This is a genomic window from Massilia sp. BKSP1R2A-1, assembly GCF_050586525.1.
GTDB lineage: Bacteria > Pseudomonadota > Gammaproteobacteria > Burkholderiales > Burkholderiaceae_D > Telluria.
Map to the genome: position 1 here is coordinate 29,088 of NZ_JBOBRE010000013.1, position 21,054 is coordinate 50,141.

Genomic DNA, 21,054 nt, shown 5'->3' on the forward strand with positions numbered 1-21,054 from the left:
AGGTGAATGGATGCTCCGCATGCTGTTCATGCACTGTTTGCACGCGCGGACGGCGAAGCCGTCCACCCTACGCTACGCTAACTGAACGGCATTACTGTGAGGACAGGGCTCTGCGATGTAAAGCGGGTGATTCTACCCGATTTCAGCGCACGCCCGTGCTGCGGCAGCGTGAACGACAGCAGCTCAGAAATTGCTTTGCGGCAATTTAAATCGACATTTTCGATACATCCCGTGCAAGCGATGCGGCATGAAGTCCACGATCATTGCGCTGCCGCAATGATTGCTGTAATGTATCTTTGATCAGTTTCAAAGCACCGGACGATGAGCGCCACTACCACGATTTACGAAACGCCCCGGCTGCCGGGCCACTACGAAGTGCGCGGCTGCCTCGGTGAAGGTGGCTTCGGCCAGGTTTACGAGGCCTGGGACAGCAAGCTGCGTCGCCCGGTCGCCATCAAGTGCATCAAGCATGCCGGAGCCGCCCCCGCTGGGGCCGACCTCATGCGGGAGGCACGCCTGGGCGCCTCGCTGCATCACGCCGCGTTCGTGAAAGTGCACGCGATCGAAGACGATGGCGACACCCAGTCGATCGTCATGGAGCTGGTGCCTGGCCGCACCCTCAAGCGGGTGATCGCCGAGGGCCCGGTGGCGCCGGAAGACGCGCTCGACTGGACGCGGCAAATCGCCGAAGCCATGCGCGACGCCCACGCGTCCGGCCTCGTGCACGGCGACCTGAAGCCGTCGAACCTGATGCTGGAACCGGGCGGCAAGATTCGCATCCTCGATTTCGGCCTGGCCCACAGCGTGGACGTCCTCGCCACCACCAGCCTGCCAAGCTCCTCGCTGCAAGGCACGATCGCCTACATGGCGCCGGAACGCTTGCTGGGAGCCCCGCTGTCTGCGCAAGCCGACGTGTATGCCCTCGGCCTGATCCTGTACGAGATGATCGCTGGCGCCCGGCCCTTCGCGACGCTCGACGGCCTGGCGCTGGCGGCGGCCCAGGTGCAGGCGTCATCGGACGGCTGGAACTATCCGGTCGACGCCAGCCCGCAGCTGGTCGCCCTGATCCGCGCGATGACGGCGCGCCAGCCCGCGCAGCGCCTGGCCGGCATGGCCGAAGTGCTCGAACGCCTGGCGCAGCTGGATGCGCCGACCGAGGCGACGATCCGTCCCGCCAGGAAGCCCATGGCGCCGCGCGCGCGCAAGGCGCTGGCCGGCGCGACGCTGGCGGCGCTGCTGGGCGCGGGCGGCTGGATCGCGGCGCCCCACCTGGCGGCGCTGGGCAGCTCGCTGGCGCCCTTCTCCGAGTCGCTCGAGATGGATCAGGGCCTGGCGGCGCTGAAGGTGTTCGACCGCCCGGGAAGCCTGGACGCCGCTGAGGGACACTTCCGCCGCATCCTGGAACGCACGCCGGACAGCGCCGCGGCGGCGGCCGGCATGTCGCTGATGTACTCGATGCGCTACCAGACCGACAAGAGCGACGAGACCTGGCTGCAGCGCGCCGACGCGAGCGCCCAGCGCGCCGCCCAGCTCAACGAACAGCTGGCCCTGAGCCACATCGCGCGCGCCTGGGTGCTGTTCAACCAGGGCAAGCGCGACGAAGCGCTGGCCGCCTATGCCGAAGCGCTGCGGCTCGACCCGAACAACTTCTTCGCCTGGTACGGCCAGGGCGCCTCCCTGCGCCGCATGCACCGCTACGACGAGGCGCGCACCCAGCTCAAGGAGGCGATGGCGCGCTTCCCCGGTGAGCGCGTCTTCACCGACGAACTGGGCAGCGTGGAATACGAGCAGGCCAACTACCGCGCCGCCGAAGACCTGTTCCGGCGCAGCATCGCGCTGCAGCCGGACGCGGTCATCGCCTACGCCAACCTGAACGCGGCCCTGCTGCGCCAGAACCGCGACGAGGAAGCCCTGCGGGTGCTGCAGCAGGGCCTGCAGATCCGGCCCAGCGCCAAGCTGTACACCAACCTGGGCAACGCCCTGTTCCTGCGCCAGGACTACGTCGGCGCCGCGGCGGCTTTCGAGAACGCGGTCTCGCCCACGCGCGGTGCGCCGATGGAGTACCAGCTGTGGGCCAACCTGGCCGACACGCTCAACTGGATTCCGGGGCGCGAGGCCCAGGCCCGCGCCGCCTACGAGAAGGCGCGCGAGCTGCTGGCGCCGCGCCTGGCGCGCGCACCTGACGACGTGCTGCTCGTCTCGCGCATGGGCCTGTACGCCGCGCGCACCGGGGCACGCGCCGACGCAGCCACGCTCTTGCCGCGCGCGATCGCGCTGGCGCCCAACAGCGCCGACGTGCAGTTCCGGGCCGGTCTGGCGTATGAATTGCTGGGCCAGCGCGACGCTGCAGTCGAAGCCATCAATCACGCCCGTCGCCTGGGATATCCGGTCAAGTTCATCGATGCCGAGCCCGACCTGGTGGACTTGCGGCGCGACGAGCGTTATGTCCGGGCCAGCGCGGCCGGAACTCCCCGTGCTGGCACAGCACGTCCAACGAAGTGAACTGAAAGAGACCATGGCAACCCAATACGACATCATCATCCAATTCAATCCGGGCAACCCGATGGCGACCTGGAGCATCGACGGGAAGATCGAAGCCCTGATCACCGCGCAGGTCGGCGACACGCTCGCATTCAACTTCGAAATGCCGGACACGCCCACGCTCGAGCTGGCAAGCGCCACGCTGTTCTCCGGGCCGCGCAAGCCGTCGAGCGACATCTCGCCGTTCGACAAGACCCAGATTCCCCTGACCCAGGGCTCGAAGATCAAGGTCGAACATGACGGCTTCTGGGGCTTCTCGATCGCCTTCACCACCGTCACCAAGGATGGTGTCAGCAGCTTCTTCTTCCTGCCCGATCCGGAACTGGAAGTCGGTTCGACCTGATCGGATTTCAGTTCGGTCGCAGCAGACGCCAGCGCCGCCGCAAGGCTTCCGCCGGCGTCTTCAGGAGCGCCGCGCAGCGCTCGATATCGCCCGCCGATGCCGCCATCGCGCGGGCGATGTCGTCTTCGGCGATCGACTCGGGCCGCCGGATGTCCGGGTGGTCCTCGAGCAGCTTGTACAGGCTCGGACGCGAGATTCCCAGGGCCTGGGCGGCGGCCTGGATGTTCCAGTCATTGCCGGCCATCGCTTCCAGCACGTCAGCGTCGCTCAGCTTCGAGGGCCTGCGGCGCGATACCGCAGGCTCCTGCTCCACCACCGGTTCCGGTTCCGGCGCCTCCTCCATCTTCGCGCGCGCGCTTCCCGTCAGCTGCTCCAGCGTCGGCACACCGCCTTCGCGCAGCACCAGCGCGGCGCGCTGCAGCACGTTGGACAGCTGGCGCACATTGCCCGGCCAGTCATGGGCCGCCAGTTCCGCCACCAGCGCCGCCGGCAGGTCGGCGTCGATGCCCTGCTGTCGCAAGAGGTCGACGATCAGCACGCCCACATCCTCGCGCCGCTGGCGCAGCAGCGGCATGCGGATCACGAAGCCTTCCAGCCGGTGCAGCAAGGCCTGGTTGAAGGCGGCGGCATCGAGATCCTGGTCCGACGCCGCAATCAGGCGCGCGGACGAATGCCGGTCTTCGGAAGCGCCGATCGGCCGGTAGTGGCCGCCCTCGATCGCGCGCAGCAGCATCGGCTGCACGGCCGCCGGCGCGTTGCCGATTTCGTCGAGGAAGAGCGTCCCGCCATCGGCCTGCGCGAACAGCCCCGCGCGGGCCGCCGGCGCGCCCGGATAGGCGCCTGGCGCGGCGCCGAACAATTCGCTTGCGGCCATGGCCTCGCCCAATGCCGCCATGTTGACGGCGACCAGCGGCGCATGCCCGCGCCCACTCAGCGCGTGGATGGCGCGCGCGGCGATTTCCTTGCCGGTCCCGGTTTCCCCCACCAGCAGCACCGGCATGCCGGTGCGCGCCACCATCTGGATCTGTTCGCGCACCGCGATGCTGGCGCCGCCGACGCCGATGAAGCCCGGCACGCTGTTGGGCACGGGCAGGCGGTGCATCCAGTGCAGGCACAGGACCAGGGCGCGGCCCAGCGTCAGGATCTGGCCGTCCGCGATCTGCGCGGCGCTGAAGTGGATGGCGTCCTTGACGATGCGGCCATTGACTTCGACGGCCATGGGGCTGGCGGGCAGGGTCAACGTAACCTCGTCGTTCGCATCGCGTACGAGGCGCAGGGGCTGGCGCGAGATGCCGCCATGGCCCAGCGGCAGGCCGTCGCCACCGGGATGCATGAACAGGGGAAGGAAGCGGTTCAGTTCGACGATGCCGCCGCCGGCGCCGCCGACGAACTGCTCACCGATCCGGCTACGGTCGGGGTGCCAGACGATGGTGACGGTGAGCAGCGCTGCCGCACCGTCTTCCAGCTCGCTCAGGGGCGAGGTCAGGGTGAAATCGGAATAGGTCATGGGGCCTGACAAAAAACACTGCCGCACACGGCATGCAAGTTGTCATTCTAACCGCTCGCCGCCGGGGCGTGCCCCGAAAGCTGGGCCCCCTTCCGCCCTCTTCTCCCGCAATGGCCTAGTTCGGGCCGGCCGGCGAGGGCCTGCCGGCCGGCGCCTTGCCGACCGTGACCAGCGGGGTGCGCCGCCGCGCCCGCGGGGGCGTTACCTCCCGCATCTGGATGGCGCCGCGCGGCATGAAGACATGGGCGCGATGGCGGTCGGCGATGTTCACTCCGGCGAACTGCCTGCCTCCGGACGCCGGCTCCCCTGCGTCTGTATCCACCGCGCCACAGCCGGCCGCACCGTCCCGAAACCGGTTGCCGGCGGCATCGAAGCGCACATGGAAGTGGCGCGCCCGCGCATCGACGACGTCCAGCAGGGCGTTCGAGACATCGACCTGCACGACCATCGCCGGTGTCGGCGCCAGCACGCGCTCGCCGAGGATGCAGGCAAGCCTGGCGTGCTCGCGCTCGAGGAATGCGGAGGCTTCGACATAGGGCGTGGCATGCACGATCCGGCGCCCCGTCTCATCCGTCACCGAGTCGGCGGTGTCGAGGAAGAGCAGCTTGCCGCTCGGCCAGGCCGGCGCCGTGTACGCGAAAAAATGCGGATCGGTGAAGAACACCTGGAAAGCCATGCCGAGCGACCTGCCTGCCGCGCCGATGTGCAGCCGCAGGCGCTCGACCGCTTGATCGTCGCCATACGCGGCGATCCCGTCTTCCTGCTGGCGCAGTACCAGTCCCGCCCTGCGCAATTTATCGAAGCAGCGCGGCACCGGGACCATCCGCAGGTCGCGCAGGACGCCGTCCGCGAAAAACGCATGCCCGAAAGAGACGCGGAAGAGCATCCTGTAAGACGACGGCATTTCACTCCCCTTTCGCATAATGGCACGCATTAACTGGTTCCAAAAACAATTCGCGGCAAACGGCGATATTCGATCCGATTCCACCAATGTCGGTTGGGTATGAAGCGGCCCGCCTGTGTTCAGCCGGTTCCAGCCTGCATGAGAGGTGGTTTGGTGTCGGGTCAATCATCACTGGCCATCCGCTGCAGTAATAATCTTCATTCAATATAGACGGAGCTGTTTCTTCATTCTCCGGCTTATTAATTGGTGCATCCGGCAGACATAATATTGAATTTCCAAACCGACCGTCAACATAATAATCCAGGTATTTTTTTACATGTAAAATAACGTGTAAAGAATCATTCTTTACACGATAAAACCAATAATAATTTCCATTTAAATCGACGATTATCCCGGGCATCCCCGCGTGCCAATGGAGGCATGGTCGCAGCCCTGACGACAGGCGGTGTCGCAGCGTTACGGCGCTTGTCTCGTGAACCAATGATGGGGGTGAGGGCGGGACCGGCCGTGCTGCGGCACGGCGGGGTCTTCAAGGTGTACGGCGACGCGGGGGGACAGGCGGCGGTCGAACTGCTGCTGTCGGAACGCGCTGAGGGAGCCCTGGCCGGGCTGCCGGCCTGGGCCGCGCGCGGCTTATGCCGCGTCGGGGAATGCGGCCCCGAGCAGTTCTTCGGTATGGGCGAACAGCGCCATCTCGACAGCGTAGATCGGCAGTGGCGCGCCGGGAGCGCCGATCCGCTCGCCGGCCGCCTTGCACAGCGCCAGGTAGTGCTCGTAGAACCGTTCCTCCACGCGCGGCCAGGCATGCGCCTCGAAGTGCCGGCGCAGCAGCGTATTTCCCCGGGTGACCTTGCGGTTCTGCGACGCCAGCAGCGGAAACCGCCGCGACGCGCCGATGCGGTCGCGATGGATGATCTGCAGCGCGTTCAGGCTACTCGAAACGCGCGCATCGAAAATCGCGAATGCGAGGGGATCGCGCACGCTGAGCGCCTTGGACCAGCTGGCAATCCCCTTGTGCCCTCTGGCGATGTTGCTCCGGGCGTCGCTGCCGTGGTAAGCGGCCAGCGTCTCCGGACCGTTCCCGCGCACACCACCCCATGTGACGATGTCGTAGCGCTCCAGCTCCGCCCGCCGCTCCGGCTGCGCAAGCCATGCCGCATGCAGGCCAAGCTTGAGTGCGACGTTATGCGCATACCAGTCGCCATTGGCTGCGCCATCCGGCGTGCGATGCCGCCCAGCTCTTCGCGCAGGCTGGCCGGCTCCTCGATCACGACGCCGTCGCCGAAACCGAGCAGCCACCACAGCAGGGCGCGGGTGTTCGGCACGGTGGCGGCGAGGTGCAGGCGGCCGGCATCGTCCGCGGCCAGCACCTGGTCTTCGCTGAGCGGGGTCTCGAACAGGTGCTCGCCGGCCGCGCGCGTCGTCAAGCACCCCGTCCGCGTCGCGGGCGAATCCACTGATTTCTACTGCACCGTCGACTTCATCACCCTGCCTGCCGCCCTCACTGTCGAGAATGCCCGCAAGCGCAATGGCGGCAAGCCGCTGGCCAGTCACCTGGTGCCGTCGGCCGACCTGACGCACGAACACATGGTTCCGTGCGAAGTCGTGCTCCAGGAACTCGTACGGGCGCCGGCCGGGCAGCCGCTCGCCTACGTGCTGGAGCCACTGAGCTACCGGGCGCTGGTTTGCAAGAAAAAGGAAATACGCGCGCTGGACAGCGGCGCCATGAGAAGCGCCCTCCCGCCGGTCTCCGAGACCCGCCTGGCCATCGGCGACGCAAGTGACCCGTCAATACCGCCCGCATTCAAGGCGCTGATGCGCTACGATGCCGCCGGTCTGCTCGGCCGCCTGCTTCCCGTGACACCGCGCGCCGCCGCGCTACATCATGCATATATGAATTGGGCCGCCTGGTCGTTCTCGTTCCTGCTTCGGCTCCCATTCACGACGTGCCGCGAACCGGGCCGCCAGGCCGTCGCCACCCTGGGCGGACTCCCTAGCGCGCCTCGATGGTGGCGACCGCCCCCCTGCGGCCATTGCGATCGAATGCGGCCACACGGATCTTGCCGCGTTCGACGATCGGCCCGGTCACGATCTTGCTGGCCGCGGTCGGCTCGCTCCCATCGCTCGTATAGCGCAAGGTCATCCCTGGCAGCACGTGGTTGGCCAGCACCCTGCCCCCGTCCAGCACCAGCCCCGGTGGCGCGATGCGGTAGGCGACGTTCGAGCCGTCCAGGTCGAGGCGCGGCAGCACGCGCTGGCCCAGTGCGTTGGCGAAGCCCGTCCAGGCGCTACGGTGTAGAAACGCTGCCTTGTTCTGGTCAAGGGTCGTGGCCCAGGCCGGGTCGGCGGCCCATGCGCGCTCGGCCAGGGCCACCATGCGCGGCATGACCAGGTAGTCGAGTCGCGCCGGGTCGCGCGCCGTTTCCGCGAACAGGTTGGCCTGGATGCCGCGCACGCGGCGCTTGCCGTAGTCGGTCAGGCGGTCCTTGCCGGCCTTCGCGGCGTCGGGCGCGTCCTTCATGATGTCGAAGGGGATGAAGTCGTACACGGTGTCGAGCTCCACGTAGGCGCCCCAGTTGACGCCGTGCTCCTCGGGATTGGCGTTGTGCGCCATGTCGAAGTACATGCGCGTGACCGGCGCGAGCACGATGTCGTAGCCCGAATTCGCCAGGCGATAGGCCAGGTCTTCCAGGCCCACCGTGTTGTTCCACACGTAGGCGGTAAAGCCGTTGCGGGTGAAGCGCGGGTTCGGGATCAGCTTCGAGACGCCGTCCAGCCGCGTCTTGCGGGCTGCCAGTTCTTCCCAGCCGGAGGTGAACATGCCGTGCCTGCGCACGATGGCGTCGACCCGCTCGTAGAAATAGTCCCACAGGTCGGCGCTGCTCTCCAGGCCATGCTTGCGCTTCCACGCCTCGCTGGCGGGCGACTTTTCCCAGGCCCCGTTGGCCAGTTCGTCGCCGCCCATGTGGATGGTCTTCAGGGGCGCACCGGCCTCGCGGTGCAGCGCCGCCATCTCCCTGACCACGTGCTCGATGAAGGTGTAGCTCGATTCGAGGCCGGGATTGATCACGTTATCCTTGAAGTACTGGGCCGACAGGTAGTCGGAGCGGTCGTCCAGGTCGTTCAGCAGGTAGCGCGCGGCATCGCGGTTCCCGGCGTTTTTCAGGCGGTGGTAGCGCGACTCCATGGCCTGCACGGCGGCGCGCGCATGGCCGGGCATCTCGATCTCGGGGATCACCTCGATGTGGCGGGCCGCGGCGTAGCGCAGGATCTCCAGGTAGTCCGCACGCGTGTAGTAACCGCTGCCCGCGGGGTCGCGCGGATCGGGCCCGGAACCATAAGCCGGCTGCAGGCGCACGCCCGGCGTCGCGCTGTGGCCGCGCACGGCGCCGATCGCGGTCAGCTCCGGCAGGCCGGCGATCTCGATGCGCCAACCCTCGTCGTCGGTCAGGTGGAAGTGGAATTTGTTCAGCTTGAAGCGCGCCATCAGGTCGAGCCACTTCAGCACCGTCGCCTTGCTCTGGAAATTCCGCGCGACGTCGAGCATGAAGCCGCGGTAGCCGAAGCGCGGCGCGTCCACGATGGTCAGTTCGGGCAGGGACGGGTCCGCGGCGCCTGGCAGCGGCATCAGGTCGCGCAGCGACTGCAGCCCATGGGCGACGCCGGCCGCGCTGTTGCCGACGATGTCGATGCCGCCCGTCGCGTCGATCTCGAGGCGGTAGGCTTCGGGCGAATCCTGTCCCTCGACGGCGCCCACGCTCAGGCGCAGGGCCGGGCCGCCGCTGGCCGGCAAGGCGGCCGGGAACAGCGAGCGGGCCAAGGCAGCCTCGTTGGCCAGGGCCGCGGATGTCTTGACGACCGGCTGTCCCGCCAGCACCAGGCGGCCGGCGCCTGGCTGCAGCGCCAGCGGCGTCGGCAGGACCGGCGGGACCTTCGACGCCGGCAGCAGCTCGGCGCGGGCATTGCGCCAGTAGGTATCTTCCGGCGACACCGCCGAATGCGGACTCCCGACCTTGCCGCGCTGGGGCGGCTCCGTCAATGGCGTTACCGTGTAGGGCAGCGGCACGCCCACATCCGGCGCCGCGTCGTACACCAGGTAGGGGCCGGCCGGCGAACGCGAAGGCATGAACACCGAATCCCGGTGGCGGTAAGCGAATTCCAGTGTCTGGCCCGGAGCGAGGCCCTTGAAATCCGGACCCGGGCGCAGGCGGAACAGGCTGCCGGCGACTTCCTCCAGCACCAGTCCAGCCGACTGTGCGCCGGCCGGCATGCGGTCGATGCCCGACAGGTAGAGCGACCAGCCGGCAGCCGGCAGCGGCGCGCTGTCCCTGTTCGTCAGGATGAAGCGCGCGGGCGAGCCGCCCTGGGGCAGCTGCAGGCCGGCTGGCTGGCGCTGCATTTCCCAGCGCAGGTCCAGGCGCGCGGCATTGGCGACGTTCGCCACGGCAGTACCCTGGCCGGCCAGAACCGCCGGCGCCGACAGCGCCATCAGCGCGGCCATCAGGATGGAAGCCATCGGGCCTTTCAACATCGTCTTCTTCGTCAAGTCTCTCTCTCCAATCACACGCATCACTCGGCCGCCTTGGTCCGCGCAAACAGCCGCTCGATCTCTTCCAGCGACTTGCCCTTCGTTTCAGGCAGGAAGAAGGCCGCCGTGATGAAGTACACCGCGGTGCAGGCGGCCCAGAACAGGAACATCATGTGGTAGCCGAAGTTGCCCACGATCGGCAGGAAGGCGCCGGCGATCAGGGTGCCGGTGCCCTGGTTGATCAGGAGCGCGACGCCCATGCCCACCGAGCGGATCCGGGTCGGCATCAGTTCTGACAGGGCGAGCCACACGCATACGCCCGGGCCGATCGAGAAGGCGGCGATGAAGCCGGCGATGCAGAGCGCGGCGAGCAGGCCGCTGTTCTTGTCCGGGATCGGGCCGACGCTGGCACGCACGATCTCGAGCTGGGCGTCAGCCGCGCCGTCGGCGGGCCGGATATCGATGCGTTGGGCGACGTGGACGCGGCGGGCGGCCTCCAACGTGGCGCGCGCTTGCGCCGGCAGGCTCGCGATCAGCTGCTGTGCGCCCTCGGGCACGGCGGCGGCACGCCCGCTCCAGGCGGCGCGCGCCTGGGCCAGCACGGCGCGCTGCGCTTCCGGCAGGGTGCTCACGAGCGCCTGCTCGCGCGCGAGCACGGCCTGCGCCTCCGGCGTCGGCGTATACGCCTCCGCCACCTGCTCCTTGTCGCCGTACTGGTAGAGGATGGTCAGCTGCACGGGTCCCGATGCGGGCGGCGCCAGACGCGCGTCAGCCAGGTTCAGGTCGAGCGCATTGCCGGCCACGAGCGCCGCCACGTCGGCGCGCACGTCGACGCGCTGCGATTCGAAGCGGTGGAACAGCAGCGCGAGCAGGCACAGCGACACCATGATGCCGGCGGTGCCGATCTTGAGCAGGAACACCCTGCCCTTGCGCTCGACCAGCATGATGGCGGCCACCGTCATCACCGAATTCAGGATCTTGATGGCGGTACCGTAGCTCGACGCGCTCACCGGATCGAGGCCGGCATGCTGCAGGATGGTCGACATGAACTGCAGGATCGAATTGATGCCGGTGGCCTGGTTGCAGCCCAGGATCACGCAGGCCAGCACGAACGGCAGCACGTAGCGGCGCTGGGTCAGCATCTCGGCCAGGGCCGCGCCGCGGCCGAGCTTCGGCCGCGCCTTTTCCTCCGCGAGCGCGGCGCCGATCTCGGCCACTTCACGCTCGCACTCGTCAGCCGGGCGCAGGCGGGACAGCACGCTCGCCGCCTGCGCCGCGTGCCCACGCCGGATCAGCCAGCGCGGCGACTCGCTCACGAACAGGCAGCCGAGCAGGAACAGGGTGCCCGGGTACAGCACCGCCAGGAACATGCTGCGCCAGGCGCGGTCGGCGGCGGCAGTCGCTGCGACCGCATCGCTGCCCGCCGCCTGGATCGCCAGTTCGGCATTGCTCAGGTAATGGTTGCCGATGAAGGCGGCGAGCACGATGCCGACCGTGAGCGCAAACTGGAACAGCGCCAGCCCGCGTCCGCGCTGGTTCGCCGGCAGGCACTCGGCCAGGTAGAGCGGCACCACCACCGCGATCACCCCGCCGCTCAGGCCCTGCAGCAGGCGCCCCAGCAGCAGCGGCACGAAGGATTGCGAGAGATAGATGACGGTGACGCTGCCGACGAAGAGCAGCGCGCTGACCACCATCATCGGGCGGCGGCCCAGCCAGTCGGCGAGCATGCCGGCGACCACCGAACCGAGGATCGAACCGCCCATCACGGCTGCGACGACCAGCGAGAGCTGGCCTTCGGTGAGGCTGGTGGCCCGGTGCAGGTAGGGCAAGGCGGGATCGATGATGCCGATGTCGATGCCGTAGAGGAGTCCGCCCAGGCCGCAGATCGCGGTCAGGAACAGGAGGTGCATGCGTTGCTGATTGTGAGTCGACATGGCTGGCCTTGGTAGCGCTTGTTGCCACGTATCATAATCGTAATAGCTGCCAAGAAAGCCGGATGGGCTCTGTCACTCGTCAATTTCGTGGGAAGCGCGCAAAACGGGCGAGGCCGGGAGGCCAGCCCGGGGCTGCAAGACGCCGGCTTGCGAGGATCTACGGCAATAAGGACGACGGCGCCATCGGCGACAACTGGGAGCCCCACCTGGCCCGGATGGTCGATTTCTGGTCGGCTTCGACAAGAGCGTCGTCGACATGTACATCGTGATCGTCGGTTTCCAGGCAGTGTTCGACCACGCGAACGTGCACCTTCCGTGGGGCCCGCTGAGATACCTGATCGTGACGCCCGATTTCCATCACTGGCACCACGGCAGCGAGCGAGTCGCCATCGACAAGAACTATGCGGCCCACTTCGCCTTCATCGACTACCTCTTCGGCACCGCCGTGAAGACGGACCGGCAATTCCCTGAAAAATACGGAGCCGTCGGCAGCAGGTTACCGGATGGTTATTTGAAGCAGCAGGTCGATCCATTCGCGAGGAAATGAAGCGCCGCTCCCTGATCGCCCCTTGACGCGCCCGACCTGACGTAAGCTGGCCGCGCGACCTTGGCCGCGCAACGCGCGTGGTCAGGCCCTGCCGCTGGAAGCCTTGGTAGTTTTGAGTTGGCTTTACCGTAGTCCGTGGCGTTTGGAATTGATGGCGGGGTAGAATCTCTAGTTGGTTAGTTACATTTTCTGACGTCGCAGGGGTGCATCGTCGGCGGGAAGCACTTCCCCGCTGAGGCCTCTATCGGTCCTTCAGGAACGTCAGGGCCGGCGCGCCCTCGGCCGGGCATCCGCATATGCCAGCGCCGCCTTGATCTCGACGCACCACGTCGTACCCGCGCCGGGCGCGGTGCGCAACCGTACGTCGGCATGGATGAGGGCGGCGCGCTCCCGGATGCCGTGCAGGCCCTGGTGAACGGGCTTCTCCCCTTCGCCCGCCGCGATGCCGCGATGGCGCGAACGGCGTCGTGCACGCTGAGCGCCAGGGCGCCGGCGCCATACCTTGTTCATCCTGTTTAGTGCTTCATTACGAAATTTCCGAGAGTCTATAGAAAAGTAATAGGACGAAAAGACGGCGGCCCAGCATACCTAGCGCAGCAAGCCGTTCTGGCGCGCCTGCCTTACCCAGTCCGGATATTCCGTCATCAAGAAGTCATACAAGGCCGAGTCCGTGTGCTCGTCCGGACTCGCCACCGAGAAGAAATCCGCGTTGTCGATCAGCCGACCACCCAGGTCGTCGAGCTTTTCCAGGAAGGGAAAGTCGGAGTCGGCGAAGTCCGCCAGCCGCCTGGCCTTGGACTTCTTCCCTTTTCCGATTCCCATGAACTGCCAGAATATCGGCTCCCGGCTCGACCAGCGCAGCTGGCGCTCGGTCATCGGCTGGTCCGAGGTGGTGCCATCGGTCACGAACATCACGTAGACCGGCAGTGGCGCGGGGTGCGGCGCGCTGCGTTCGCCCCCGCCGGCATCCGGAAAGTAGTGGCGGCGCACGGCAGCCATGGCGGCGCCGTAGCGGGTGTCGCCCTCGAGCGGGTGGCGGTCGATCGCCTTCTCGATGTAAGCGCTCCAGTTGGACAGTCCCATCGGCTCGGGCTGGTGGACGTTGCGTCCGAACAGGAACACGTCGATGTCGCCGTCGTTGTCGAAGCGGCATCCCAGCGCCAGGATGCGCTCGGCGAAACGCTGCACCAGGCCCTTGCGGTACAGCGCGCTCATCGAGCCGGAGATGTCGAGCACGAGGCAGACCCTGGCGCGGTGCGCCTCCAGTCCGACCTTGGCCAGCGAGACGCCCGCCGATTTCACCAGGCTGACCAGTTGCGGCGCCTTCGCCTCGACGCGCTTCTCCAGGCTGATGCTCGGCGATGCGGCCGCTGGCTGCGCCGGCGCGGCGTCCTGCGCGACGTCGGCGCCGAAATGCCGCACCAGGGCGGACAAGCCGCCGTTGAATCCCTGGCCGACCGCCATGAAGCGCCAGCCGCCGTCCCTGCGATACAGTTCGCCGAGCATGACGGCCTGTTCCTGGGCGAAGTCTGCGCCCGTGAAGGCGAAGCGTGCGAACTCGGCGCCCGCGCCATGCAGCGCCACGTGGCCATGCGCGAGTTGCGACATGACGCCGCCCCCATCGATACTGGCGGTGACGACGAGGCGCTCGACCTGCGCCGGCAGCCTGGCGAGGCGGAAACCAAAACCATCGACCTCGTTCCCACGGCGATTGAGCACGACGCCGCCGCAAGGCGTGGCCGGCTGGTTGAAGAAGGTCATGTAGCTGTCATCGACCAGTTTGCCGGCTGCGTCGATGGCGAAGCAGGCGAAGTCGAGTGGCAGCCCCTGCCCTCCCAGCGTGAGCTGCAGCTCGCCCTCCAATACGTCGGCGGCGAGCGCCACGCGTGCCCCTTTCGACAGTTCTTGCATACCGTTTCTCTCCTGTTTGAATTGCGGTCGTCCCGCGTTCTTAGCGCCGCCGGCCGCGGAATGTCGCTGCAGCGCCCTGGCCTCGCGTCAGGACACGCTGCCGAATTCGCTCTTCGCAGCCAGCACGCGCGCCAGCGCCGTCTCCGGGTCGAGTCCGGCCATCATCTGGTTGATGATCTCTTGCTTGTCCTCCGGCGTGAGCTTCTCGCAGGCCGCCCGATGCGAACAGAAATAGGCGTACCAGGCCACGTCCGCCGGCCGTTCCTTGCGGGGCTTGCAGCGTGCCGGCACCCTGGCGCGCATCGCTTCCACGTACGCCGGAAGCAGCGCATCGGCGGCGCTCCAGTCGAAGCCGGCGACGGCGCGCTTGTCGGCTTCCCAGTCGCCCTGGTATGCAGGGCCCGGCCGCAAGGTTTCCCTGTTCACCGCGAGGCATGCCAGGTTGGGAAAGCCGTGCGCCGCGCAAAAGGCTTCCACGAACTGGAGCTTGGGCTTGATCCCGACCGGTACCGCCCGGCCGAGCACCTCGTCCTTCGGATGCAGGGAACGCGCCAGCGTCAGCAGGTCGCCGTAGGTGATCGGCATGCCGCGCAGGGATGCGGCCTGGCGTGCGAGGGCTTCGAACAGGCGGGCGCCTGTCTCGATGTCGTTGAAGGTGAATGGAATCATTGCTGGTCGTGCGGCGGATCGGACGTCCATGATAACGCGCGCCTGCCGCTGACGCGCTTGTCTGCCGTTCACAAGGCATCCACGGCGCGCGCGAACAGTTTCGCCGGCGGCCAGGCTTTTTCCTGGATGCCCTGTCAAGGCCTTGCCGGCGGTGGCGTTCCCGCGGACGTCGCGGAGTGACCGGGGATTGAAAGGGAAATGTGGGTTAGTTACATTTTTCTGCAGCGACCGGCAGCCGGCTGAGTCGCTTGGCCTTCATCGGCGGGGCTGCAGGAATAAGGACCTATCCCGGTCCGCCCTCCCGATCGGGCGATCCTGCCGCCCCATGCGCCGGCGGCAGGATCCTGACGAGGATCTGGTCGATCCGGTAGTGGTCCACATCGAGCACCTCGAACTTGACCCCCTGGTATTCGACGCTATCGGTTCGCTTGGGCACCTTGCGCAGCATGTACATCATGAAACCGGCAGCGGTCTCGTAGTTCTCCTCGTCCGGCAGGCTCTCGAGCCCGACGGTACGCTTGACGTCGCCGACCGGCGTGCTGCCGTCGATGAGCCAGGAGCCGTCCTCGCGCTGCATGACCTGGTCATCCTTGTCCAGCGGACTGCCCCAGCTGCCCATGACGGTCAGCATGACGTCGCTCAGGGTGATCACCCCCATCACCAGGGCGTACTCGTTGATCACCACGGCGAAGGTTTCCTTGGTGGCGCGGAACCGGTCGAGCAGTTCGGACAGGGTCAGCGTGTCCGGGATGATCAGGACCGTGCGCACGCTCGATTCGTTCAGCTGGAACACCGACTGCTTGTTCAGCAGCCGCACCAGGATGTCGCGCGTATCCACGTAGCCGATCACGCGGTCGATGCTGCCGTCGCAGACCGGGAATTTCGAGTGCCCGGCCACCTTCTGGCGAATGCTCGCTTCGTTCTCGGTCAGGGTGAAATACACCACGTTGTCGCGGTTCGTCATGGCCGAGGCCACCGAGCGCGACTCCAGCTCGAACACGTTCTCGATGAAATGCTGCTCCTGCTTTTGCAGCACGCCGGCCTGGGCGCCGGCTTCCACCGCGGCGGAAATCTCGTCGAAGGTGATGCTGTCTTCGCGCGTGGTATCGATCTTGAAGATCCGGAAGATCAGGTTGGCGACCAGGTTCAGCGCCCAGGCCAGCGGCTTGCAGATCCGGATATACAGCTGCACCGGCCGGATCACCGCGACGGCGATGCGTTCCGGCGCGATCATCGCCAGCCGTTTCGGCATCAGGTCGGCGAACAGGATGAACAGGCAGGTGACGAACAGGAAGGACAGGGCGAAGCCGATATTGTCCAGCGCCGGTCCCCGGTACACATTGGACACCCAGTCGATGAAGAAGGGGCGCAAGGCCCCCTCCCCCAGGATGCCGCCGAGGATGGCGATCGCATTCAGGCCGATCTGGGATGCAGCAAAGAACTCGGCCGATTGCACCTGCAGCGCCATGACCTTCAAGGCGCGCTCGTCGCCCGCCTCGGCCAGCAGCTTCAGCTTGATCTTGCGCGCCCCGGCGAAGGCGATCTCCGTGAGCGAGAGGAAGCCGGCGGCCAGCACCAGCAGGATCATCAGGGAGATATGTTGGAACAAGCTCAAGTAGCACCCGGTTGGAAGTCGCGCGGAACACCGCCATGGCGTCCAGTATACGTTTGACAATTACTTGTGGCAACGAGACGCTGGGTCCACGACTTCCGCCGCATTCACTCGAGCAGGCGCTCGCGGATCGCCCGCAATGCCTCGCGCTGGCGGGCATCCGCCCTGGGATACCTGAGCTTCAGCGCGCACAGCGTGTCGAGCACGATCCGGGAGACGATCAGCCGGGCGTTCTTCTTGTCATCGGCGGGGACCACGTACCAGGGCGCCGCGGGCGTACTGGTGCGCTTGATGCATTCCTCGTAAGCGCGCATGTAGTCGTCCCAGAATGCCCGCTCCTGGACATCGGCCAGGCTGAACTTCCAGTTCTTGCGCGGATCGTCGATGCGCTTGAGCAGCCGCTTTCTCTGCTCGTCGCGCGAGATGTGCAGGAAGATCTTGATGATGCGGGTGCCGTTGGCGCACAAATGCCGTTCCAGGTTCCTGATCGAACGGTAGCGCTCGCGCCAGACCGCCGCGTCGTCGGCCGGTCCGGGCACGCCCTCGCTGCGCAGGATCTCCGGATGCACGCGGGCGATCAGGACTTCTTCGTAGTACGAGCGGTTGAAGATGCCGATCCGGCCCCGTTCCGGGAGGTCGAGCGTGGTCCGCCAGAGAAAATCGTGCCGCAGTTCCACCGGCGCCGGATGCTGGTAGCTGTGTACCTGGCAGCCCTGGGGATTTACGCCCGACATCACGTGCCGGATCGCGCCGTCCTTTCCGGCCGCATCCATCGCCTGGAAAATCAGCAGGACCGCATGGCTGTTCGACGCGAACAGGACCTGCTGCCGTTCGCTGAGGCGGGCAACGTGCCGGTCGAGGATGTCGCGGTAATCCTGCTTCGAACGGTAGACGGGGTCGACTTCGGTGGGCAGCCGGTCCAGGCTGATCCTGCCGTCTCCATTGAAGCAGAAACGCTGTGCGTCGATGTCCATTCGGCTCCTGCGCAGGTTCGAGGTGGCATGCAAGTCCTCAGCTTATCCAGGCAAGGCCGGGCGGTCTGTTCGGCCGCTCACCGATGCGCGCGCCATGCCGGGCGCGGAATAGCGACGCAAGTGCTGGCCAGTTCGTTTCTTTTCGGAAGCAAACATGGTCGAGCATGCAATAGGCCACGTACATACCCGTCACCATTGTTTCGTGTCGTGCGCACGAATTTTTACAATTGCTTGCTTTTGAAACGATTACACGCTTTCGCGTGCGCGCGCTTGCCTTTAGTCTAATGGGCTCGGCAGTGGCCGGTAATTTGCTTACGACGCTGGCAGTCACCTTTTCACACGGAGTATTTTCTTGTCCGAATCAAACTTCCCCCAACCGCAAACGGTCATCAAGGTGATCGGTATCGGCGGCGCAGGCGGCAATGCCGTCAGCCACATGGCATCGCTCGGCCTGAGCGCCTTCGAGTTCATCTGCGCGAACACGGACGCGCAGGCACTGTCGGCTACCCAGGCCGAGAAGCGGATCCAGCTCGGCGAAGGCGGCCTCGGCGCCGGCAGCGACCCGGTGGTCGGACGCGAAAGCGCGGTGCGCGAACGCGCCGCCATCGCCGACGCGCTCAAGGGCGCCGACATGGTCTTCCTCACCGCCGGCATGGGCGGAGGCACCGGCACCGGCGCTGCGCCCGTGGTCGCCGAAGTGGCGCGCGAGCTCGGCATCCTGACGGTGGGCGTCGTATCCAAGCCCTTCGAGTTCGAAGGGCCGCGGCGCATGCGCGTAGCCGAGGAAGGCATCGCGGCCCTGGCGCGCTGCGTCGATTCGCTGGTCATCGTCCTCAACAGCCGACTCGAGGAAGTGCTGGGCGAGGACATCACGCAAAGGCGCGCCTTCGCCGCCGCCGACGAGGTCTTGAGCAAGGCCGTCACCGGCATCGCGGAAATCATCACGGTGCCCGGCATGGTGAACGTCGATTTCGAGGACGTACGCACCGTGATGCGCCAGACCGGCATGGCGATGATGGGCTCGGCCCAGCATGCCGGCGAAGACCGCGCCGTCAAGGCGGCCGAGGACGCGATCGCCTGTCCGCTGCTCGATGGCGCCAGCCTGCGCGCCGCGCGCGGCGTGCTGGTCAACATCGCCGCATCGGAAGAGACCTTGCGGCTGCGCGAGACCAAGCTGGTGATGAACGCGATCTGCGCACAGACCAGCGACGACGCCATCATCAAGTTCGGGGCGGTGTTCGACGACAGCCTGGGCGACGCCATGCGCGTGACGGTGGTGGCCACGGGGCTGAACCGGCCCACCGATTTTGCCGTGGGACGGCGCACGCCGGGCACGCGGGCGGCGGCGGTGGCGCCGATCCTGCGCCAGGGCGGCGCGGGTATCCGGCCGGCCGTGGTGCAGCCAGATCCACAGTCCGGTGCGGGCTTGCGGCAATCGGCATCATCGTGACGGGCAGGCCGGCAGCGCACTTGGGTTGAGGGTGGATGGGGCGAGGTCCAGGCGGCTCGTCCGCCAACACCTGATGTGTGTGCACGCGAACAGACGCCCGTGCCGCCGGACGCGCACGATGCGGTCATGCTGCCACCTTACCGACGCCACCCTCACGAGGCGTGCGCTTGAGCACCCTGCCCAGTGACTGCGACCGCGCGCTCGCCGCCGGCGCCGCTCCGGCCCGTGCCCAGGCCGCGCTGCATCCGAACCTGGTGCTGTGCACCTCGATCCTGGCAAGCAGCCTGGCGTTCATCGACGGCTCGGTCGTCAACGTCGGCCTGGCGGCGATCAAGCGGGATCTCGACGGTGGGGGCGCCGATCTGTCATGGGTCGTCAACGGCTACCTGCTGCCGCTCAGTTCGCTCCTGCTGCTGGGCGGCGCGCTGGGCGACCACTACGGGCGCAAACGTGTCCTGCTGGGCGGCATCCTGGTGTTCGCGCTGGCCTCCCTCTTCTGCGCGCTCGCGCCGACGCTGGGGCTGCTGGTCGCAGGCAGGCTGTTGCAGGGCCTGGGCGCAGCCATGCTGCTGCCGAACAGCCTGGCAATCCTGAGCGCGACCTTCACAGGCAAGCAGCGCGGGCGGGCGGTCGGCATCTGGGCTGCCGCCGGCGCCGCCGCCGGGGCGGTCGGGCCATTGCTGGGCGGCTGGCTGATCGACACCATGGGATGGCGCGCGGTCTTCTATATCAATTTGCCGATCGCAGCGCTGGCGATCTTCATGGGCTGGCGTTTCGTGCAGGTGAGCACCTGCGACAAGCCGGTCGCGCTCGATCCGCTCGGGGCGGTATCCGCCAGTCTGGGGCTTGCTTGCATCACCTGGGGCCTGGCGGAGGCGTCGGCCGAAAAGCAGCTGACCATGTGGGGCGCAATCGCGCTGGTGGCCGGCATCGCGATCCTGCTGGCCTTCCTGTGGATCGAGCGCCGCGCCGGCGAGCGGGCCATGCTGCCCCTGAAACTGTTCGGCTCGAGCGCGTTTTCCGGCTTGAACCTGATGACCTTCCTGCTGTACGGCGCGCTCGGCGCATTGATGCTGCTGTTACCGTTCGTGCTGATCCAGTCACTGGGCTACTCGGCCAAGCAGGCGGGTGCGGCGCTGCTGCCGTTTCCGATCGTACTGGCGATCGCCTCGCCGCTGATGGGGCGCGTTGCGGCCAGCCATGGCTCGCGCCTGCCACTTTCGATCGGCTCGCTGATCGTTGCCGGGGGCTTTCTGCTGGCGCTGCGCATCGGCCCTGGCAGTTATGCGGCGACGGTCCTGCCGGCAATGCTGACGATCGCCCTGGGCATGGCGTGCGTAGCGGCGCCGCTGACCACGGCGGTGTTGTCGTCGGTGGATGGACGCCATACCGGGATCGCATCCGGCTTCAACAGCGCGGTGGCGCGTGGCGGAGGCTTGATCGCAACGGCACTGCTGGGCGTGATGCTCACCGCGCAGGGTCGCGCCTTGCTGGCGCCATTCCACGTGGCGATGGCGGTGTGCGCCGCCAGTGCTGCGGCTGCGGCGGTCTGCGCCTTTGTCTGGGTTCGCTCCAGCAATACACCGCCGAAATAATCGGGTAAGGTCAAGCCGGAAGCCCGCTTTGATCGGTAAGGCCCGTAAAAAAGCTCGCCGAAGCGAGCTCTCTTACATTACAGAAGCAGAGTCACGAGGGAAGCTTACTCCCACTCGATGGTCAATGGCTGAGGTAAGCCTATGAATTGCTTAGCAATTTAATGGCACTCCTGACCCAGTACCATTCACGATACCATGCCAAGGTCTTCGATCCTTGACCCGGCAACAACGGGCATTACCTCGATTTTCCCCTCCCGCGACCACCGGCCTCCGCCGTAGATCCTACGTTCATGGTACCGCAAACGGTCTAGGGCCGGCCGGATTCAAACAAACCAGCCTCTGCAAAAACCTGGGCAGCTCAATCAAGACTCCCAGCACGGCTCGGCCCGTCAGGGCGTAGCGTCCGCCTCGATCGCCATCAAGCCGCGACGATGATCGCGGTGTCCAATGCGTGAGTCGATCTAGCGCGCTACGCGAGTGGTGCTGATGCCTTCGCTCTGTGCCTCCGCTAGCATCGCCCCGGTTGGGGCAATGCTCCA

Annotated in this window: 14 protein-coding genes and 1 pseudogene; 5 read left to right on the forward strand and 10 right to left on the reverse strand. The window is 66.8% G+C overall.

Annotation, left to right across the window (positions count from 1 at the left end; translation table 11 throughout):
- The first annotated feature begins 321 nt into the window (after positions 1-321).
- Positions 322-2,502, forward strand: a complete 2,181-nt coding sequence (locus ACQ7JA_RS18785; protein WP_430900488.1) for a protein kinase domain-containing protein — start codon at positions 322-324, stop codon at positions 2,500-2,502.
- A gap of 13 nt (positions 2,503-2,515) precedes the next feature.
- Positions 2,516-2,884, forward strand: coding sequence for a hypothetical protein (locus ACQ7JA_RS18790; RefSeq protein WP_430900490.1), 369 nt, complete (start codon positions 2,516-2,518; stop codon positions 2,882-2,884).
- Between the two features lie 7 nt (positions 2,885-2,891).
- On the opposite strand, the gene ACQ7JA_RS18795 is transcribed toward ACQ7JA_RS18790, so the two are convergent.
- The 6 genes from ACQ7JA_RS18795 to ACQ7JA_RS18820 all read right to left on the reverse strand — a co-directional run bounded on the left by ACQ7JA_RS18795 (position 2,892) and on the right by ACQ7JA_RS18820 (position 11,757).
- Positions 2,892-4,391, reverse strand: coding sequence for a sigma 54-interacting transcriptional regulator (locus ACQ7JA_RS18795; RefSeq protein ID WP_430900492.1), 1,500 nt, complete (start codon positions 4,389-4,391; stop codon positions 2,892-2,894).
- A gap of 115 nt (positions 4,392-4,506) precedes the next feature.
- Complete coding sequence (locus ACQ7JA_RS18800) at positions 4,507-5,295, reverse strand: hypothetical protein (protein WP_430900494.1); 789 nt, start codon at positions 5,293-5,295, stop codon at positions 4,507-4,509.
- Between the two features lie 633 nt (positions 5,296-5,928).
- Positions 5,929-6,276, reverse strand: a complete 348-nt coding sequence (locus tag ACQ7JA_RS18805; RefSeq protein WP_430900496.1) for a hypothetical protein — start codon at positions 6,274-6,276, stop codon at positions 5,929-5,931.
- On the reverse strand, positions 6,222-6,752 hold the full coding sequence (locus ACQ7JA_RS18810) for a WYL domain-containing protein (protein ID WP_430900498.1): 531 nt from the start codon (positions 6,750-6,752) through the stop codon (positions 6,222-6,224). Before ACQ7JA_RS18810 ends, ACQ7JA_RS18805 begins: the two co-directional genes overlap by 55 nt.
- A 536-nt stretch (positions 6,753-7,288) precedes the next feature.
- Positions 7,289-9,841 (reverse strand): family 20 glycosylhydrolase, encoded by a 2,553-nt coding sequence (locus ACQ7JA_RS18815; protein ID WP_430900500.1) that lies wholly within the window; start codon positions 9,839-9,841, stop codon positions 7,289-7,291.
- Positions 9,842-9,864: 23 nt separating this feature from the next.
- On the reverse strand, positions 9,865-11,757 hold the full coding sequence (locus tag ACQ7JA_RS18820) for an MFS transporter (RefSeq protein ID WP_430900502.1): 1,893 nt from the start codon (positions 11,755-11,757) through the stop codon (positions 9,865-9,867).
- A 223-nt stretch (positions 11,758-11,980) separates the two neighbouring features.
- On the opposite strand from ACQ7JA_RS18820, the pseudogene ACQ7JA_RS18825 reads away from it, so the two are divergent.
- Positions 11,981-12,304: pseudogene (locus ACQ7JA_RS18825) on the forward strand (sterol desaturase family protein); the annotation flags it as partial.
- A gap of 588 nt (positions 12,305-12,892) precedes the next feature.
- Here the strand turns inward: ACQ7JA_RS18825 and ACQ7JA_RS18830 are convergent.
- The 4 genes from ACQ7JA_RS18830 to ACQ7JA_RS18845 all read right to left on the reverse strand — a co-directional run bounded on the left by ACQ7JA_RS18830 (position 12,893) and on the right by ACQ7JA_RS18845 (position 17,470).
- Complete coding sequence (locus ACQ7JA_RS18830; protein WP_430900504.1) at positions 12,893-14,215, reverse strand: VWA domain-containing protein; 1,323 nt, start codon at positions 14,213-14,215, stop codon at positions 12,893-12,895.
- 87 nt (positions 14,216-14,302) lie between these two features.
- Positions 14,303-14,884: a hypothetical protein gene (locus tag ACQ7JA_RS18835; RefSeq protein WP_430900506.1), complete on the reverse strand. Its 582-nt coding sequence runs from the start codon at positions 14,882-14,884 to the stop codon at positions 14,303-14,305.
- A gap of 283 nt (positions 14,885-15,167) precedes the next feature.
- Positions 15,168-16,499 carry a hemolysin family protein gene (locus ACQ7JA_RS18840; RefSeq protein ID WP_430900508.1) on the reverse strand — a complete coding sequence of 444 codons (1,332 nt, stop codon included), beginning with the start codon at positions 16,497-16,499 and terminating at the stop codon, positions 15,168-15,170.
- Between the two features lie 104 nt (positions 16,500-16,603).
- On the reverse strand, positions 16,604-17,470 hold the full coding sequence (locus tag ACQ7JA_RS18845) for an ADP-polyphosphate phosphotransferase (protein ID WP_430900510.1): 867 nt from the start codon (positions 17,468-17,470) through the stop codon (positions 16,604-16,606).
- A gap of 352 nt (positions 17,471-17,822) precedes the next feature.
- On the opposite strand from ACQ7JA_RS18845, the gene ftsZ reads away from it, so the two are divergent.
- Positions 17,823-18,920: a cell division protein FtsZ gene (gene ftsZ, locus ACQ7JA_RS18850; protein WP_430900512.1), complete on the forward strand. Its 1,098-nt coding sequence runs from the start codon at positions 17,823-17,825 to the stop codon at positions 18,918-18,920.
- 167 nt (positions 18,921-19,087) lie between these two features.
- Positions 19,088-20,515, forward strand: coding sequence for an MFS transporter (locus ACQ7JA_RS18855; RefSeq protein ID WP_430900514.1), 1,428 nt, complete (start codon positions 19,088-19,090; stop codon positions 20,513-20,515).
- Positions 20,516-21,054: the final 539 nt, after the last annotated feature.